The 17,048-nt window shown below is 64.5% G+C and carries 21 protein-coding genes; 12 read left to right on the top strand and 9 right to left on the bottom strand.

Going from position 1 to position 17,048, the window contains the following annotated elements; genetic code table 11:
- Positions 1 to 4: 4 nt before the first annotated feature.
- The 5 genes from ACEVBK_RS08730 to ACEVBK_RS08710 all read left to right on the top strand — a co-directional run bounded on the left by ACEVBK_RS08730 (position 5) and on the right by ACEVBK_RS08710 (position 2,886).
- Entirely contained in the window at positions 5 to 343 is a 339-nt protein-coding gene (locus tag ACEVBK_RS08730; protein WP_375058211.1) for a CidA/LrgA family protein, read from the top strand.
- The gene (locus ACEVBK_RS08725; protein ID WP_375058210.1) at positions 340 to 1,029 is read left to right on the top strand and encodes an LrgB family protein; all 690 of its coding nucleotides are present in this window, start codon (positions 340 to 342) and stop codon (positions 1,027 to 1,029) included. The genes ACEVBK_RS08730 and ACEVBK_RS08725 overlap by 4 nt, the downstream gene beginning before the upstream one ends.
- 20 nt (positions 1,030 to 1,049) lie before the next feature.
- Positions 1,050 to 1,886 (top strand): cytidine deaminase, encoded by an 837-nt coding sequence (gene cdd / locus ACEVBK_RS08720; RefSeq protein ID WP_375058209.1) that lies wholly within the window; start codon positions 1,050 to 1,052, stop codon positions 1,884 to 1,886.
- Positions 1,887 to 1,895: 9 nt separating this feature from the next.
- Complete coding sequence (grxB, locus tag ACEVBK_RS08715; RefSeq protein WP_375058208.1) at positions 1,896 to 2,546, top strand: glutaredoxin 2; 651 nt, start codon at positions 1,896 to 1,898, stop codon at positions 2,544 to 2,546.
- A 103-nt stretch (positions 2,547 to 2,649) separates the two neighbouring features.
- Complete coding sequence (locus ACEVBK_RS08710; RefSeq protein ID WP_375058207.1) at positions 2,650 to 2,886, top strand: hypothetical protein; 237 nt, start codon at positions 2,650 to 2,652, stop codon at positions 2,884 to 2,886.
- A 108-nt stretch (positions 2,887 to 2,994) separates the two neighbouring features.
- Here the strand turns inward: ACEVBK_RS08710 and recR are convergent, their stop codons facing one another.
- The 5 genes from recR to ACEVBK_RS08685 all read right to left on the bottom strand — a co-directional run bounded on the left by recR (position 2,995) and on the right by ACEVBK_RS08685 (position 7,444).
- Positions 2,995 to 3,600 carry a recombination mediator RecR gene (recR, locus tag ACEVBK_RS08705; protein ID WP_375058206.1) on the bottom strand — a complete coding sequence of 202 codons (606 nt, stop codon included), beginning with the start codon at positions 3,598 to 3,600 and terminating at the stop codon, positions 2,995 to 2,997.
- A 106-nt stretch (positions 3,601 to 3,706) separates the two neighbouring features.
- Entirely contained in the window at positions 3,707 to 4,036 is a 330-nt protein-coding gene (locus tag ACEVBK_RS08700; protein WP_375058205.1) for a YbaB/EbfC family nucleoid-associated protein, read from the bottom strand.
- Between the two features lie 41 nt (positions 4,037 to 4,077).
- Positions 4,078 to 6,429 carry a DNA polymerase III subunit gamma/tau gene (gene dnaX / locus ACEVBK_RS08695; protein WP_375058204.1) on the bottom strand — a complete coding sequence of 784 codons (2,352 nt, stop codon included), beginning with the start codon at positions 6,427 to 6,429 and terminating at the stop codon, positions 4,078 to 4,080.
- Positions 6,430 to 6,435: 6 nt separating this feature from the next.
- On the bottom strand, positions 6,436 to 6,981 hold the full coding sequence (gene apt / locus ACEVBK_RS08690) for an adenine phosphoribosyltransferase (RefSeq protein ID WP_375058203.1): 546 nt from the start codon (positions 6,979 to 6,981) through the stop codon (positions 6,436 to 6,438).
- Positions 6,982 to 7,051: 70 nt separating this feature from the next.
- Entirely contained in the window at positions 7,052 to 7,444 is a 393-nt protein-coding gene (locus tag ACEVBK_RS08685; protein ID WP_375058202.1) for a YbaN family protein, read from the bottom strand.
- 230 nt (positions 7,445 to 7,674) lie between these two features.
- On the opposite strand from ACEVBK_RS08685, the gene arsS reads away from it, so the two are divergent.
- The 4 genes from arsS (at position 7,675) to ACEVBK_RS08665 (ending at position 10,030) form a co-directional block, all read left to right on the top strand.
- Positions 7,675 to 8,637: an arsenosugar biosynthesis radical SAM (seleno)protein ArsS gene (gene arsS / locus ACEVBK_RS08680; protein WP_375058201.1), complete on the top strand. Its 963-nt coding sequence runs from the start codon at positions 7,675 to 7,677 to the stop codon at positions 8,635 to 8,637.
- Between the two features lie 61 nt (positions 8,638 to 8,698).
- Positions 8,699 to 9,313 (top strand): RNA polymerase factor sigma-70, encoded by a 615-nt coding sequence (locus ACEVBK_RS08675; RefSeq protein WP_375058200.1) that lies wholly within the window; start codon positions 8,699 to 8,701, stop codon positions 9,311 to 9,313.
- The gene (locus ACEVBK_RS08670; protein WP_375058199.1) at positions 9,307 to 9,549 is read left to right on the top strand and encodes a zf-HC2 domain-containing protein; all 243 of its coding nucleotides are present in this window, start codon (positions 9,307 to 9,309) and stop codon (positions 9,547 to 9,549) included. Before ACEVBK_RS08675 ends, ACEVBK_RS08670 begins: the two co-directional genes overlap by 7 nt.
- 121 nt (positions 9,550 to 9,670) lie before the next feature.
- Entirely contained in the window at positions 9,671 to 10,030 is a 360-nt protein-coding gene (locus ACEVBK_RS08665) for a carboxymuconolactone decarboxylase family protein (RefSeq protein WP_375058198.1), read from the top strand.
- Positions 10,031 to 10,215: 185 nt separating this feature from the next.
- Here the strand turns inward: ACEVBK_RS08665 and ACEVBK_RS08660 are convergent, their stop codons facing one another.
- From ACEVBK_RS08660 to ACEVBK_RS08650, 3 genes are read right to left on the bottom strand one after another with little or no spacing between them, the layout of a single operon-like run.
- Positions 10,216 to 11,613, bottom strand: coding sequence for a hypothetical protein (locus tag ACEVBK_RS08660; protein ID WP_375058197.1), 1,398 nt, complete (start codon positions 11,611 to 11,613; stop codon positions 10,216 to 10,218).
- Positions 11,614 to 11,653: 40 nt separating this feature from the next.
- On the bottom strand, positions 11,654 to 12,382 hold the full coding sequence (locus ACEVBK_RS08655) for a cytochrome c biogenesis CcdA family protein (RefSeq protein WP_375058196.1): 729 nt from the start codon (positions 12,380 to 12,382) through the stop codon (positions 11,654 to 11,656).
- Positions 12,383 to 12,391: 9 nt separating this feature from the next.
- Complete coding sequence (locus ACEVBK_RS08650) at positions 12,392 to 12,775, bottom strand: thioredoxin family protein (RefSeq protein WP_375058194.1); 384 nt, start codon at positions 12,773 to 12,775, stop codon at positions 12,392 to 12,394.
- A gap of 236 nt (positions 12,776 to 13,011) precedes the next feature.
- Here ACEVBK_RS08650 and ACEVBK_RS08645 point away from each other — a divergent pair, with 236 nt between their 5' ends.
- A complete protein-coding gene (locus ACEVBK_RS08645) occupies positions 13,012 to 15,210 on the top strand; it encodes an FAD-dependent oxidoreductase (RefSeq protein ID WP_375058193.1) in 2,199 nt (732 codons plus the stop codon).
- On the top strand, positions 15,207 to 15,422 hold the full coding sequence (locus tag ACEVBK_RS08640; protein ID WP_375058192.1) for a hypothetical protein: 216 nt from the start codon (positions 15,207 to 15,209) through the stop codon (positions 15,420 to 15,422). The genes ACEVBK_RS08645 and ACEVBK_RS08640 overlap by 4 nt, the downstream gene beginning before the upstream one ends.
- 179 nt (positions 15,423 to 15,601) lie before the next feature.
- Here ACEVBK_RS08640 and ACEVBK_RS08635 read toward each other — a convergent pair whose 3' ends face one another.
- Entirely contained in the window at positions 15,602 to 15,793 is a 192-nt protein-coding gene (locus tag ACEVBK_RS08635; RefSeq protein WP_375058191.1) for a hypothetical protein, read from the bottom strand.
- Positions 15,794 to 16,045: 252 nt separating this feature from the next.
- On the opposite strand from ACEVBK_RS08635, the gene ACEVBK_RS08630 reads away from it, so the two are divergent.
- Positions 16,046 to 17,026 (top strand): DUF3179 domain-containing protein, encoded by a 981-nt coding sequence (locus ACEVBK_RS08630; protein ID WP_375058190.1) that lies wholly within the window; start codon positions 16,046 to 16,048, stop codon positions 17,024 to 17,026.
- Positions 17,027 to 17,048 lie beyond the last annotated feature (22 nt).

Genomic DNA, 17,048 nt, shown 5'->3' with positions numbered 1-17,048 from the left:
TGCCATGAAACTGATACGCGACTTTGCGGTGATCCTGGCCTGCCTGCTGGTGGGCAAGGGCATCGCCGCCCTGCTGCCCTTTGCCTTCCCGGGCAGCATCCTCGGCCTGTTCCTGCTGTTTTTCCTGCTAAGTACCCAGCTTATCCCGCTGGCCTGGGTGCACGACGGCGGCCAGTTGATCCTGCGCCATATGGCGCTGCTGTTCATTCCGGTGGCGGCCGGCCTGCTCGGCTATGCGGACGTGCTGAGCCAGGGCCTGGGGCTAATCATCGGCTCGGCCCTGAGCGGTCTGGTGCTGATCCTGCTGGTGGTAGGCCGGCTCTATCAGAGGATGCAGTCATGATGCTCTGGCTCGCCATACCGCTCACTGCGCTGCTCTACCTGCTGGTCAAGAAACTGGCGCGCCGGGTGAAAAGCCCCCTGGTTAATCCCATTCTGCTGCCGGCGCTCGTCATCATCGGCCTGCTGCTGCTCACCGGCCAGGATCCCGCCGACTACCAGGCCGGCACCCGGCCGCTCGGCCTGTTGCTGGAACTGGCGGTGGTGGCCTTTGCCCTGCCCCTCTATCAGCAGGCGGCCAAAATTCGCCGCCAGTGGTGGCCCATACTGCTGTGCTGCAGCCTGTCGGTGCTGATCTCGGTGGGCACGACCCTGCTGATCGGCGCCCTGATCCACGCCGAACCGGCGCTGCTGGCTTCCATCGTCACCAAGTCCATCACCACTCCCCTGGCCATGAGCGTGAGCCAGGCCATGGGCGGCATCCCGGCCATCGCCGCCGGCCTGGTGATCATCGTCGGCATGATGGGCGCCATAGTGGGGTTTCCGCTGATGCGGCTGGCGGGCATCCATCATCCGGAAGCCCAGGGCCTGGCCATCGGTGCCGGAGCCCATGCCATCGGCACCGGCGCCGCCGCCGAGGTGGGCGCCGTGCAAGGCGCCTTTTCCTCCCTGGCCATGGTGGTGTGCGGCATCGCCACCGCCGTGCTGGCTCCGCCGCTGTTTCATCTGTACCTTTGGTTCATGTCCTGAGTCCAACTAAGGAGGCTGTGATGGCCCAACCCCTCGACAAGGCACTGCAACAACTACAACTCGATACCCACTGCCGCTTCGGCCCGGCGCAGATCGCCGCCCTGCAACAAGCCACTGGCCTGGAGCAAGACGCCCTGGCCCTGGCCCTGCTGCCGCTGGCCCAGCGAAAGGCGCAGCCAACGGTGTCCGGATTCCGGGTCGGTGCCCTGGCGGTAGCCGGTTCCGGGCACTGGTACCTGGGTGCCAACCTGGAAGTGGACGGCCTGCCGCTCAACCACTCCCTGCACGCCGAGCAGTCCGCCATCGGTCATGCCGCCCTCTGGGGGGAAACCGCCATCGACAAGGTGGTGGTTACCGCCAGCCCCTGCGGCCACTGCCGCCAGTTTATGAACGAGCTGAACCAGAGCAGCCTGGCCATAGTGCTGCCCGAAGTGCGCCAGAGCCTGGCCGAACTGCTGCCCCACGCCTTCGGCCCGGCAGACCTGGGCGTTGACGGCGGCATGCTCACCGCGCCCGCCGGTACCCTCGCCTTCGATACCGAAGACCCGCTGATCCTGGCGGCGATGGAAGAGGCCAACGCCAGCTATGCCCCCTACAGCCAGAACCGGGCCGGTGTGGCGCTACTGCTGGACGACGGCCGCATCTGCCGCGGCCGCTACCTGGAAAACGCCGCCTTCAACCCGAGCCTGAGCCCCATGCAGCTGGCTCTGAGCCAGCTACTGCTGCAGGGGGCCACCCCGGCGCAAATCCGCCAGGCGGTGATGGTGGAGGCCGAAGCCGGGATCCGCCAGCACGACACCGCCGCCCAGACTCTGGCGCGGCTCAGCCCCGTCGCCCTCTACAGCCTGGTGATTTAAGGAGACAGAATGAAGCTCTACCTGTTCGACCATTGCCCCTTCTGCGTCAAGGCCATGATGGCCGCGGGATACGGCGAGCTGGCCGTGGATTACGTTTACCTCGACAACCACGACGTGGCCGCCCGGGAGCGGATGGTGGGCTACAACGCCGTGCCCATACTGGAAAAGGCGGATGGCAGCTTCATGGCCGAGAGTGCCGATATCGTTACCCTGCTGATGGAGCAGAGCCGACACCGCCTGGCCCCGGCCGCCCATGGGGAGCGGATATGCGAGTGGCTGGAGCAGCACCAGCAGACCGTCTGGGGCCTGCTGTTTCCGCGCAACGTGCGCCTGCCGCTGCCGGAATTCGCCAGGGCCGAGGCCATCGACTACTTCACCCGCAACAAGAGCGCCCTGCTGGAGCGCTCCTTCGAGGACGCGCTGGAAGACAGCCCGGCCTATATCGCCAAGGCCGGACAGGCCCTGGCCGAGCTGGACTGGCTGGTGCCGCCCTCGAAGCGCGCAGATGTTCGCCTTGGCTGGGATGATATTCACCTCTTCCCCACCCTGCGCAACCTGACCATGGTCAAGGGGCTGAGCTTCGGTCCAACCCTCGATGCCTACCTGGACGAAGTCTCCCGCCTCGCCAGGGTACCCCTGTACCGGGACATGGCCTGCTGAGCCTGCGACCTTTGGCTAATGGCCGGGCCCCGCCGGACCCGGCTACACTAGGTGCAACATATTATTAACAAGAGGGCGCCGCGCGGCGCCGGGAAGAGGCGCGATGTACTGGCTGAAAATCATCGAAGTGTTGTTGTTGCTGGCCGGGGTGGGGCTGGTACTGGTGGGCACCCTGCGCTATGGCGGCCGCAAGAAGGACTGGCTGGCCCTGCCGAAAATCGTCTTCAACCGGGCAAAAGATCTGACCTTAAGCGAATATCAGTGGCTGCGCTACGGCGGCATACTGCTGTTTGTGGGCGTACTGGTGCGTATCGTCAACCTGACGTTTTATCCGGGATGATAGGCGTCGGGCTGCAGCCGTAGGCGCGGCTTCCACCGCGCACTCCCGCCAACCACATGGAACCGGCACAGTCCGCCACGCGATTGAAATCGCGTCTACCGCCCCGCTTTAATTGGCGAAGGCCTTGCGCCCCATCAGCGAATGGCTGAGGGTGTTGCCGTCCACCAGTTCGAGCTCGCCGCCGATGGGCACCCCATGGGCGATGCGACTGACCCGAACTCCATGACCACGCGCGATATCGGCAATAAAGTAGGCGGTCGCCTCCCCTTCCACGGTGGGATTGGTGGCCAGGATCAGCTCCTCAAAATGCTCGGCGGCCAGCCAGTCGGCCAGCTTGTCCAGCCCCAGCTCTTCCGGCCCCACTCCGTCAAGGGGCGACAGATGCCCCATCAGCACGAAGTAACGGCCCTGGTACTGGCCGGTCTGCTCGATGGCCACCACGTCGGCCGGGCTTTCCACTATGCACAACTGACCGCTGATGGCCCGTTTGGGATTGGCACAGAGGGGGCATATTTCTTCCTCGGTAAAGGTACGGCACTGACGGCAGTGGCCGATATGCTCCAGCGCCTGATCCAGCACATGGGCAAGCCGGCGGCCACCGGCGCGCTGACGCTCCAGCAACGCAAACGCCATCCGCTGGGCCGACTTGGGGCCGACTCCGGGCAACACTTGCAGGCTTTTGATCAGTTCATCCAACAGGGGGCTAAAACGCATGATGAAACTCTTGGAAAGGGAGCTGGAAGCTAGAAGCTGAGATATAAAAACATGGCCGGTCGGGCACCGGTGTTTTCTCCCAGCTTCCAGCTTATGGCTTCAAGCTTTAAAAAGGCATCTTGAAGCCCGGGGGCAACTGCATGCCACCGGTCAGTTCGGCCATGCGGCTCTTGTTCTGCTCTTCGATACGGCGTACGGCATCGTTGACGGCGGCGGCCAGCAGGTCTTCCAACAGTTCCTTGTCGTCTTCCAGCAGGCTGTCGTCGAGCTCGACACGGCGCACCGAGTGGCTGCCGGTCATGGTGACCTTGACCAGGCCGGCGCCGGCCTCACCCACCACTTCCATCTGGGCCAGCTCTTCCTGCAGCTTCTGCATTTTTTCCTGCATCTGCTGGGCCTGCTTCATGATATTTCCAAGTCCACCTTTACCAAACATAGGTTGTCACTCTTAATTGATGGGTTAACAAACGCAGCGCCTTACTGCGCCATGGGTTCAATGCTGTCGCTGTCGAGCACGGCGGCAAAGCGCGAGATAAAAAATTGTACCGCATCATCGGCCTCGATTTCATCTTTAGCACGCACTTTGGCCGCCTGATACAACAGTTGTTCAATTTCAAAAGGAGTCTGCCCCTCTCCCTCACCGATGTGCACCGCCAGGCTGATCGGCGCTTGCTGCCGCTCGTTGAGCACCGTTTCCAGCTCCTGCCGGGTCTTGTCGGTCAGCAGGTGACGGTGCGCGGAGCGCAACCACAGCCGCCACTCGGCGCCGTGGCGCTCCAGGGTACTGTGCATGGCCAGTTGCCGCAGCAGCCCTCCCAGGGACAGGGATGCCACCAGCAGGGTCCATTCGTCCTCGGCCTGGGGCAACAGGCTGGAGGCCTTGAGCGGCGCCGGCCCTGTTCCGGCGGGCGCAGGCCTGACGGCGCTCGTTGCCGGGCCTGAGGGCACGGGGGCGGGTTTGGTAGCCGACGCCGGACGCGGTGTTGTACTAACCGGAACGGGAGCCGGCCCGGCGCGGGCAGGCGCCGGCTCGGTGGCTGTGCTTGCGGGTGCCATCGGCTCGCCCTGCCAGGGGGGCAGGTCGTCGTTATCCCAGGGCATGTCCTCGTAGGCATCGAGCGGCGGCAGCTCGTCCGCCGCCGGCCTGGGCTCGGGGGCGGGTCGCACCGGTACCGGCCTCGGTGGCGCCGTACCCGTTGCCGGTGCCGTCACCAGGGAGGCCTTGGTCTCGACCTTGGCCGCCGGCGGCGCCGATCTTTCCGGCTCCTGGCTGCGCAACCGGTTGCGGGTTTGCAGCAAACGCCGGATACGGGCCACCTCGGCCGCGGCTTCATCCGTTATCGCTTCGGGTGCCGACGACATATCGCCCGGCGCTGCCGGCAACACTGATTCCCGGACAGGTTCCTGCGGTTGCGGTTGCGGTTGCGGTTGCGGTTGCGGTTGCGGTTGCGGTTGCGGTTGCGGTTGCGGTTGCGGTTGCGGTTGCGGTTGCGGTTGCGGTTGCGGTTGCGGTTGCGGTTGCGGTTGCGGTTGCGGTTGCGGTTGCGCAGCAGTGTGTGCCGGCGCCTCGCCGTTGGCAAGGGTGGCCGGGTGTCCCATGCGACCGGCCTCGGTCAGGATCTCGGCCTGCTCCTGCAACAGTGTAGCCGCCATGGCCTCATCGTCGTCCGTCCCTTCCGGGGCGGCGTCGGGCAACGGCGGCTCAGGCTTTTTTACGGGGGCAGCTCCGGCAGCCGGGGCCGCAGTGGTCGGCGCCTCGGCGCGAAAAGCCAGGGTACGCAGCAGCGTCATTTCCAGCGCCGAGCGACCGTCGGGGGCAAAGGGCAGGTCTTTACGGCCCTGCAGGCAAATCTGGTAATAGAGCTGGATCTGCTCGGCCGACACCAGCGGCGCCAGCCGGTTGAGCTCGGCGGCATGGGGCAGGTTGTGGGCCGGGACCACCTGGGCCAGCGCCAGCTGGTGCCAGAAGCCGATCAGCTCCTTGTGGATTTGATCGTAATCCGGCCCCATGCCGGCCAGGTCGGCCACCCGCGCCAGCAGCGCCTCGCCGTCACCGGCCAGCACCGCGTCCACCAGCGCCAGCAACTGCTGGCGATTGAGGTTACCGAGCATGGCCTCCACCTGAGCCAGTTGCACCCGGCCATTGCCGAAGGCCAGCGCCTGGTCGGTCAGGCTCAGGGCATCACGCAGGCTGCCGTCGGCCGCCCGCGCCAGGGCGGCGGTGGCCTCGGGTTCGAACGGCAAGTGTTCCTGCTGCAGGATATGGCGCAGCTGGCCGTCGATCAGACCCGGCTCCAGGCTTTTCAGGTGAAACTGCAGGCAGCGGGAGAGAATGGTGATCGGCAGCTTCTGTGGATCCGTGGTGGCCAGCAGGAACTTCACATGAGGCGGCGGCTCTTCCAGGGTCTTGAGCAGGGCGTTGAAGCTGTGCCGGGAGAGCATGTGCACCTCGTCGATCAGGTACACCTTGAAGCGGCCCCGGGCCGGCTGGTATTGCACATTGTCGAGCAACTCGCGGGTATCTTCCACCTTGGTGCGGCTGGCAGCGTCTATTTCCAGCAGATCGACGAAGCGCCCCTGTTCGATTTCCTGGCAACTGGCACACTGGCCGCAGGGCTCCGGGGTCACACCGGTTTCGCAGTTCAGGGCCTTGGCCAGCAGCCGGGCGATAGAGGTTTTCCCGACGCCGCGGGTACCGCTGAACAAGTAGGCATGATGCAGCCGCCCCTGGGCCAGAGCGTTGACCAGGGCGGTGAGCACATGTTGCTGGCCCACCACCTCGGCAAAACGCCGGGGTCGCCATTTTCTGGCGAGAACCTGATAACTCATCGGGAATTAATGGCCATCGAATTCAACCAGGCTGGTCACCTTGACGCCCAGTCTGGTCAATTTCTGTACCCCGCCCAGCGCCGGCAGCGCGATGACGAAGGCCGCGTCCTGAACTTCACCACCGCAGCGCCGTACCAGCTTGACCGCCGCTTCCACGGTACCGCCGGTGGCCAGCAGATCGTCGACGATCAGCACTTTCTCGCCGGGAGCGATGGCATCCACATGGATTTGCAGCCTGTCCTGGCCGTATTCCAGATCGTAGGCCACCTCTATCACCTCGCGTGGCAACTTGGCCGGCTTGCGCGCCGGAATAAAGCCCACGCCCAGGGCCGCCGCCACCGGGGCACCGAAGATAAAGCCCCGGGCCTCGGTACCCAGCACCTTGTTGATGCCGGAATGGCGATACTGCTCCACCAGGGTCTCGATGGTCAGGCGAAAGGCCTCGGCATTTTCCACCAGACTGGTGATATCGCGAAAAATGATACCCGGCTTGGGGTAATCGGGAATGGAGACAATACTGTCGGCAATCAGCTTCAGGGTTTCTTGTTTCATAACGGACAGGCAGCCTTGTTAGGCCCGGATACGGCACGGGCATGGCATATAAGGTTGAATTGCGGCTAGCTTAGGGCCTAGTCTGTTTCATTGCAACCGCAGGCTGGTCGGGGACCAGGGGTAAGCGCAAAAACCACACCAGCAGCGCCAAAAATGTGAGCACCAGGCCCACATTGACCCACCACAGCGGCACTATATAGATGGAAAAAGAGAAGCTGATCGCCATCATCAGCAGGGCTCTTCTGCGTACATGGGCGCGCAGGCCGCGATGGGCTTGCCAGTCGCGGATCATGCCGCCGAACCAGGGATGATTCACCAACCAGGCGTGAACCCGGGGGGAAGACTTGCCAAACAAAAATGCCGACAACAACACAAATGGCGTGGTGGGCAAAATCGGCAAAAACGCCCCCAGCACCCCCAACCCCAACGAAATACTGCCAAGCAGGGCAAACAATATCCGCATCCGGCCCTCCTTTGTTAACAGCCTGAGCATAGCAGGAAGCGGGCGGCTCGGAAATGCCATCCGCCTCCCCGTGCCGCAACCAAGGAGCCAGATCACATTACCACCGCCCTGGTGGAGCCGTGCCAGAAGGAAAACACCGTGAACCCCCTCTTTATACCCATACTGATGTAATAAAACCGATTCAAGGCGCGACTGTAGCTTGATGCAGGATAACCCGACCGAGGCACGCTATGAGAGACACGCTCCCGTTACTGGATTTAACCGACTTCCCGGCCATTCGTCGCGATAGCCTGGATACGCTGCAGGTCAACCTGGGTTACAAGTGCAATATGAAGTGTGTGCACTGCCATGTGGCCGCCGGCCCCCACCGCACCGAAATGATGGATGAGGCCAACCTGGCCCTGATCCCGCGAGTGCTGAAAGCCCGTAGCCTGCAGACCCTGGATCTGACCGGCGGGGCCCCCGAGCTGCATCCCGGTTTCAGGGCCCTGGTTACCGAGGCCCGCCGGCTGGGGGTGAAGGTGATCGATCGCTGCAACCTCACCATACTGTTCGAGCCGGGCCAGCAGGATCTGGCCGGGTTCCTGGCCGGCCAGCGGGTGGAAGTGGTGGCCTCCCTGCCCTGCTATTCGTTGGAAAACGTCGATAAACAGCGGGGCAAGGGGACCTTCGACAAGAGCATTGCCGCCCTGCAACAGCTCAACCGGCTGGGTTACGGCCAGCCTGGTTCGGATCTCGTCCTGAACCTTATCTACAACCCCCAGGGACCCAGCCTGCCTCCGCCCCAGGAGGCCCTGGAAGCCGACTACCGGCGCGAGCTGTGGGAGCACTTCGGCATTCGCTTCAACCGGCTGTTCGCCCTGGCCAATATGCCGATCAAACGCTTCGGCGACTACCTGCTGAGCAAACGCCAATTCCACGACTACCTGCGCCTGCTGAAAGACAATTTTTCTGCCGCCAACCTGCCCGGGCTGATGTGCCGCAACCTGGTCAGCGTGGACTGGCAGGGCTACCTGTACGACTGCGACTTCAACCAGCAACTGGGATTGCGCCTGCCCGGCGCAGGCCGCCCGCACCTGCGGGATCTGCTGCACCGGGAGCTGGCAGGTCAGCCCATCCGCGTGGCCGAGCACTGCTACGGCTGCACCGCCGGCCAGGGCAGCAGCTGCGGTGGCGCCCTGCACCCCCGGTAGCCACCACGATGGTAAAGGACTACAGTCTAGCCATATCATCCAGAACGACAGAAGAGCCAAGATGCCACGACTTCACGATGACCTTCATCATCCAGGGCCGGGCCGCCATCCGGAGTTGCTGTCGGAGCAGCTGCGCCGGCAAATGCTTCGCTTCGCCACCCTGCAGCTCAGGGATCCTCACCTGGCGGAAGACGCGGTTCAGGAGGCCCTGCTCGGCGCCTTCAAATATGCCGACTCCTTTACCGGCCGGGCCGCCTACAAGAACTGGGTATTCGCCATCCTGAAAAACAAGATCGCCGATATTATTCGCAAGAACCGGCATCTGGTCACCGCGTCCAGCCTGACCAGTAATGAGGAGCAGGATCCGGAAGAGATGTTGTTCAACCAGAGCGGCCGCTGGCACCGGGAGGAAATGCCCGTCCGCTGGAGCTCCCCCGAAGCCAGTTTCGAGGACGAGCAGTTCTGGGCAATTTTCGAACTTTGCCTGGATCATTTGCCCCCCAATCAGGGACGGGTGTTTATGATGCGGGAGTTTATCGCTCTGGAGAGTCCCGAGATCTGCCAGGAGCTTGAGCTTACGGTCAGCAACCTCAATGTGCTGTTGTACCGTGCCCGACTGCGCCTGCGCGAGTGCCTCGAGAATAAATGGCAACGCCAGGAGGATTGCACATGCTGAATTGTCGAGACGCCACCCGGCTGATGTCGGAAAGCCAGGACAGGCCCCTGACCACGGGCGAGAAACTGGCACTCCGGCTGCACACCCTGATGTGCAAGGGCTGCCATAACTTCGGCCAGCAATTGCCGGTGATCCGCCTGATAGCCAGGAACTATGCCGGCCGCACCGATGCGCCCGACGACGATGATCCCGGTTCCGGCACGAGAGAAAGACAAGAGAATGATCCGCAGACGTGAGGCCGGACGCATGCTGACCCGCACTTATGAACCAATCAGTCCAAAAGTGATGCCATGAGCCTGGGCCGTACCGGACAAAGCCCGGGCCCGGGTCGGTTTTATTCCCAACATGTACGCCCGCATGGTCAACTCCCCGGCCCTGCTGGAGACCTGTCTGCACGGCTACAACCTGTTCCGTACCCAGAGCACCCTCAGCCCGGTGGAGCAGGAAGTGGTGTTCCTGACCATCGGCCGGGAGAATGGCTGCCACTACTGCCTGGCCGCCCATAGCACCTTGGCGGGTAAAGCCTCCGGCGTACCGGCCGAGGTCACCGATGCCATCCGGGCGGGTACCGCCTTGCCCGACGCCCGGCTCGATGCCCTGTCCGAATTCACCCGCATCATGCTGGACAGCCGGGGTTGGTCGGCGGCCAGCCGCTGCAACCGAGCCATGATGGCGTTGGAGCGGCTTACCACCCCCTCCTCCACCCAGTCGGGGTAGGCACAGCCGCACCCCGCCCCGGCCGACGAGCTGCTCCTGCATCCTGAGCGCCAGTATCGCCTTGAGCGCCGCCCAGTTGCCATACAGCCCCCCCGCCAGGTAGAGGCTGTCGGCCCGCTGGACGGGCCCCAGCGCCAGCCGCTCCGGTTGCAGCCGGTAGTGGAGCGGGCAGCTTCTTCCGGGGTTCATGCCTGCTGCTCCCCGATCACCGCCCTGGGCTTGAGCCCCAGGGCGAAGCACAGCAGGCCGGACAACAGGATAAAGAGCGTCACCACCAGCAGCTTGGCGTAGCTGTGCTCCACCCCGAACAAATCGCCGATCAGGCTGATGCGGCCGCCTTTTTCCAGGAAGTAAAGCACGGCGCCGGCCATCGCCAGGCCGAAGTTGGCCAGGAAGCTCCAGCGGGCCACCTCACGCCCAGCCAGGATACTGAACAGGACAACCGGGGTCAGCGCCAGGGAGGCGGTGCCACTGACCGCCACCGCGTCGAACAGATCGTGGCTGCCGGTGAACACCAACGCCAGGCCGCCGAGGGCGAACAGCGCCATCGCCAGCCGGCCGTTGCGGGTGGATGAACGCCCCAGACCCATGTCCACCACCATTAGCTTGGCGGCGCTGGACAGGGTGGAGTCCAGGGTGGAAGCGGCGGAGATCACCAGGGTCAGGCCCAGCACCAGCATGGCCGGCGCGCCCAACAGCCGCTGCAGGGTGACCAGCACGTCCTGGTCTTCCCCGCCGTGCAACCCGGCGAACACCCCGAGCAGGCCGAAGGCCAGGATCAGCAGGGCCGACAGCCAGAAGGCATGGATAAAGCTGCGGCGGGTCGTGCTCCGGTCGGCGATAAAGCCCCGGTCCATCATTACCGGATCGTGCAGCGGGTAACTCAGCACCTGCAACAACGCCACCGCCAGCAGGATCCAGCCCGGACTGGACCAGTCCGGGCTGCTGGCCAGCACCGCGCCCCAGTCGAACAACGGGTGCCCCAGGGCCATGGCCGCCAGCACCAGGATCAGCACCAGCAGCAGACCCATCTGCAGCACATCGGTGTGCAGCGAAGCCCGCAAGCCGCCGCCCATGGAGTAGGCCAGGGTCAGGCCGGCCACCGCCAGGATGGACCAGGTATAGGCCGCCGAGCCCGCCACCCCGAACACCATGCCCACCACCAGCAGGTTGGCGAACACCTCGGTGAGCAGCCGCAGCGAGATCAGCAGGTTGAAGCAGCCGCTGCCCCAGGGGCCGAAGCGGGCGGCGAGAAAGCCCTGGATATTGCCGGCGCCATGGCGGTAGCGCAGCCGGTCCACGATCAGCCAGCCGGTGAGGAAGGAGCCGTAATAGGCGGTATAGGCCAGGGCCCCGGCAATGCCGAACAAATAGCCGAGAATGGCGGCATTGAGCAGGGAGCGGGCGAAGATCCAGGTGGTCACCTGGGAAAAGGTCAGGGTCAGCACCCCGGGCTGGGCGCCCTGCTCGTCGCGGCCGGCGAAAAAGCCGTCGGCGGTGCGCACCCGGGGCGCCAGCCACAGGCTGGCCAGGCCCACCAGGGCCAGGGTGCCGATCAGGGCGGTAAGTGGCAGATCAACCATGATGTTCTCCTTGAGCGAGCGTCCCGGGCCAGGGGCCCATTCAGAAACGGGTGGTCAGATCCAGCAGCCAGGCAGGACTGTGCTGCAACAGCCAGATCTCCAGCACCTTGTCGCCGCCGGTGAGTACCAGCAGGCCCACCGCCAGCAGGCTCACCCCCATCAGCGTGCGGCCACCCTGCCCCACCCCGGCCAGGCCGGCCCGCCGCTTGGCAAAGCCCTGACGGGACAGCAAACCCACCGCGACCAGGGGCACCACGGCGCCCAGGCTGAACACCAGCATCACCGCCGACACGCTGGCCAAACTCTGGCCCTGGCTCGCCAGGGCGATGGCCGCGCCCAGGGTGGGGCCGATGCAGGGCGTCCACACCAGGCCGAGCAGCAGGCCTACGCCCAGTTGGCCGCTGGCCGAGTCCGGGTTGAAGCCGCTCAGCCAGACCTGGCCGCGCCCGCTCAGGGCAGCGGCGTGGCCGCTGAACCAGGCCTGCAGCCGGGCACTCAGCAGCCAGGCCGCCACCAGCAACATCAGCACGGCGGCGGTCAGTCGCAGCAGCCGCTCATCCAGCCCCAGGGCCAGGCCCACCGAGGCGATGCCCACCCCCACCAGGGTGAAAGACAGCGCCATGCCCAGCGCCAGGGTGAAGAGCCCGAGTCGTTGCCGGGCCATGGCCGAGGCCGCCACTATCGGCAGCAACGGCAGGACGCAGGGCGACAGCGTGGTCAGCAGGCCGGCCAGCAGGCTGAGCCCCAGGGTGGTGAGTCCGAGATCCATCCGTCGTCCTCAGTAGGCTTGTTCGACGAAGATGCGCAGCCGGGCGGGATCGGTCTCCCCCAGCACCCGGGCCAGTTCCTCACCGTCCCGGAACAGGATAAGCGTGCTCTGGCGGCTGACGCCGAAGGCCTTGAGCTCATCCTTCTGGCTATCGAAGTCCAGCTTGAGCAGGGTCAAATCGGCAAAGGCCGGCTCGGCCAGCATGGGCGTCAGTACCGCTTCCTGGCGTTTGCACACCGGGCACCAGTCGGCGTATACGTCCACCAGCACGGGCGCGCCCTCGGCCTGCAACTGCTCGAACAGCGGCTGGCTGAAGGGCCGGATATCGGCGGCGGCGACCTGGCCGCCGAGCAGCAGGCCGAAGGACAACAAGAGGGCATTGAACAGTTTCATAGGGTTTCCTTAAAGGCGGGTGAACGGATAACAACCGGCGTCGATACCGGCCTGGTTATTACGTCGTGCGGATGCTGGGCTTTATTACAGGGCACCATCTTTTTTTCGTGTTTCCCGCACCCATGGCGGCTTTTTCTTCCAATCTGTAATAATCCGCCTCGCCGGCGAGACGATAAAGGCATGACTCACTCGCATACGGCGGCCCGCCGTGCCTAAGGCCGCGACAAGGAACCCCTATGAAAAAGCTTATCCTGCTGCTGGTGTTACTGACGCTCGCCTTGCTCTTCTTCGTCCTGGGCGGCCACGAGTGGCTGACCCTGGCGGCGCTCAAACAGCACCAGGCGGAATTCGCCGCCCTGCGCGCCCAGTCGCCCTGGCTTACCGCCGCCGGTTTCTTCCTGCTCTATGTGCTGGTGGCGGCCCTGTCCCTGCCCGGCGCCGCCATCATGACCCTGGCCGCCGGCGCCCTGTTCGGCCTCTGGCAGGGGCTGGTGCTGGTGTCCTTCGCCTCCAGCCTGGGCGCCACCCTGGCCTTTCTGGTGGCCCGCTTCCTGCTGCGCGACCAGGTGCAGCACCGCTTCGGTGACCGGCTCAAACCGGTGAACGAGGGTATTGCCAGGGACGGCGCCTTCTATCTGTTCACCCTACGGCTGGTGCCGGTGTTCCCCTTTTTCCTGATCAACCTGCTGATGGGGCTGACACCCTTTCCCGCCCGCCGCTTCTACTGGGTGAGCCAGCTCGGCATGCTGCCCGGCACCCTGGTGTATGTGAACGCCGGCACCCAGCTCGCCGCCCTCGACTCCCTCGGTGGCATCCTCTCCCCGGGCCTGCTGCTCTCCTTCGCCCTGCTCGGCATCTTTCCGCTGCTGGCCCGCCACCTGGTCCGCCTGATGCAGCGCCGCCGGGTCTACCAGAGATGGCAAAAACCCCGCCATTTCGATCGCAACCTCATCGTGATCGGTGCCGGCGCCGCCGGCCTGGTCAGCGCCTATATCGCCGCCGCCGTCAAGGCCAGGGTCACCCTGATCGAGGCGGGCCAGATGGGCGGTGACTGCCTCAACACCGGCTGCGTGCCGAGCAAGGCGCTGATCCGCAGCGCCAGGCTGGCCCACCAGATGCGCCACGCCGACCGCTATGGCCTCCACGCCACCCAACCCACCTTCAGCTTCAAGCGGGTGATGGCGCGGGTGCAGGAGATCATCAAGAAGGTGGAACCCCATGATAGCGTGGAGCGTTACACCGCCCTGGGGGTGGAGGTACTGCAGGGCCACGCTCGCCTGCTCGATCCCTGGACGGTGGAGGTCAGCCAGGGCGACGGCGGCCGCCGCCGCTTGAGCGCCCGCGCCGTCATCATCGCCGCCGGGGCCGAACCCCTGGTGCCCGAACTGCCGGGGCTGGAAGAAGTCGGCTATCTCACCAGCGACACCTTGTGGCAGGCCCTCGCGGAGAGGGACACCCCGCCCCGCCGGTTGCTGGTGCTGGGTGGCGGCCCCATCGGCTGCGAGCTGGCCCAGGCCCTGGCCCGGCTGGGATCGGAGGTGACCCTGGTGCAGCGCAACCCCCGGCTGATGCCGAAGGAAGACGAGGAAGTGAGCGAGCTGGTCAAGGAAGCGCTCATCGCCGATGGCATCACGGTGCTGACCGGCCACCAGCCCCTGCTGCTGGAGCGGGATGACAACGGCAAGCGGCTTATCGTCCGCCATCACGAACGGGAAGTCGCGCTGGCCTTCGACGATCTGCTGGTAGCCCTGGGCCGCCGCCCCCGGCTGACCGGCTACGGCCTGGAGAGCCTGGGCATCGACACCGAACACAAGCTCGAGACCAACGACTACCTGGAAACCCTCTACCCCAACATCTACGCCGCCGGCGACGTGGCCGGCGGCTACCAGTTCACCCACACCGCCGCCCACATGGCCTGGTACGCCAGCGTCAACGCCCTGTTCGGCCAGTTCAAACGCTTCAAGGTGGACTACTCGGTGATCCCCTGGTGCACCTTCGTGGATCCGGAGGTGGCCCGGGTGGGCTTGTCCGAGGCCGAGGCCAGGGACAGGAACATCGCCTTCGAGGTGACCCGCTTCGGGCTGGAGGATCTGGACAGGGCCATCACCGACGGCGCCGATCACGGCTTTATCAAGGTGCTGACGGTACCGGGCAAGGACAGGATCCTGGGGGTGACCATAGTGGGCGAGCACGCCGGCGAGCTGCTGGCGGAATACGTGCTGGCCATGCGCCACAATCTGGGGCTCAACAAGCTGCTGGCCACCATCCACATCTATCCCACCCTGAGCGAGGCCAACAAGTACGCCGCCGGCGAGTGGAAGAAGGCCCATGCCCCGCAGCGGCTGCTGACCTGGCTGGCCCGCTACCACCGCTGGCGGCTGGGCGGGAGCAAGGCCATTGAGCCAGCGGCGCTGGGCAAGGAGGAACCCAAATGAAAACCGCCCTGATGCTGGCGCTGTTGCTGTTCGCCCTGCCCCTGCGCGCCCAGGGGTTCTTGGCCGCACAGGGGTTGGCCACGCAGGGCTTTTTGCTCATGGCGACCAGTTGCCCGTCCAGGCTTGCCGCCGTCACGGCCTGGGCCGGGCCCGCCAGGGTCAGGGCCAGCAAGGACGCCGACACAAAGGCGGCCACCGGGGTCAATCGATAATGGGACTGGCATTGAAACATGTGATTTCTCCTTAAACTTTCCCAGACGCGCCATCCTCTGGCTGGGCAAAACTAACAAACCGGCACAAGGAGTGATGACAAGACAAGAAGCTTCTTCTTACACCATAGCCAGGCCGGCATTGCCGTTTGCCAACAATGCCGGCCTACCGGTAACGAGCCTTATTGGGGCCCGCAGTATCCGGGCAGTTTTGCCCCTCTTTTTTTCATTAGCATGCAATGACGGTTGTCGACGCCATCCCCCATTGACAGGGTCTGAATAATCGGCTGGTTACTTACTGTCGTTGCAGCCTGGGCGGGTAAGATCCCTAAGGCAAATACGGCAGCCAGCATAAGTGAAGTGATCGCGTTCATGATGCTTCCCCTTTCTCTTGAGTTGGCGGCCTGGTGAAAGCAGTTGTTTCCCCCTAAGGCCGGGACAATCCGAATGATTGCCCTGCCGTCATCACGTTCTCGCCTGACGGTTACTCACTAAGTCGCGCCACCCCCGCCGGTTCTTACAAAAAAATCACCAGGGGCCCGATGATTTTTCGGTAAGAAAAGGCTCCTTCTTCTCGTCATTAACTAAACAGGCAACCGCTAACGGCAATAACGCGAGGAGGCGGCATGAGCGTTGACAAGATCCTTCACCACCTGCAACCGGTATCCACCCTATTGACGCTGGCAGGCCTGGTCTTGCTGCTGGGGTTGGCACCCGGGCCCGGCGCCGCCCAGGGCCCCTACCTCAACGGCTTCGACTTGGCGGGAGCTTTGGTGCCCACAGCGGAAATACTGCGGGGTGGACCACCCCGAGACGGCATTCCCGCCATCGACCGTCCCCGGTTTATGGACGCGGTCGCGGCGGACCGGATGCTGGGCCCGGAGGAAGAAGTGATTGGCGTGGTACATAACGGCGAAACCAAGGCCTATCCCGTGGCTATCCTCAACTGGCACGAGGTGGTCAACGACCGTTTCGGCGGCCAGGCCATCGCCGTGACCTACTGCCCCCTCTGTGCCACCGCCACCGTGCTGGTCGCCGAAAGCGGGGGCCAACCACTGGAGTTTGGCGTGTCGGGGTTGCTCTACAACAGCAATGTGTTGCTCTACGATCGCCAGACCGAATCACTCTGGTCCCAGGTGTTGGCCGAGGCGGTAACGGGGCCGATGAAAGGGCAGGTACTGCAAACCCTGCCGCTGACCCTCACCTCCTGGCAGTCCTGGCGCAAGATCCACACGGAAACACTGGTATTGTCCGCCGATACCGGCCATCTGCGCGACTACGGCCGCGACCCTTACCGGGAATACGCCCGCCGCAACCAGCTGATGTTTCCGGTGCGCGAGCAGAGCCGGGCCCTGCCGCTGAAGGAAATGGTCACAGGGCTTATCGTGAACGGTGAAGCCAGGGCCTATCCCCATGCCACCCTGCAGGAACACCAGGGGCCCCTGCTCGACGCCCTGGGCGGCAAGAGGATCCGTATTCTGGTCGAGCCGGGAGGGCAGCCACGCTTCTTCGAGGAAAACGGAACAGAGCTGGCAGGGCAGCCGGGTTACTGGTTTGCCTGGTACGCCTTCTATCCGCACACGCAAGTTTGGCAACCGGCCAGGTAATGCCGTGGACACCGGCGCCCCG

The organism is Zobellella sp. DQSA1, assembly GCF_041950555.1.
In the GTDB taxonomy this organism is placed as follows: Bacteria; Pseudomonadota; Gammaproteobacteria; order Enterobacterales; family Aeromonadaceae; genus Oceanimonas.
Note: the sequence above shows the minus strand (reverse complement) of the source record. Positions and strands in the feature narration are given on the sequence as shown.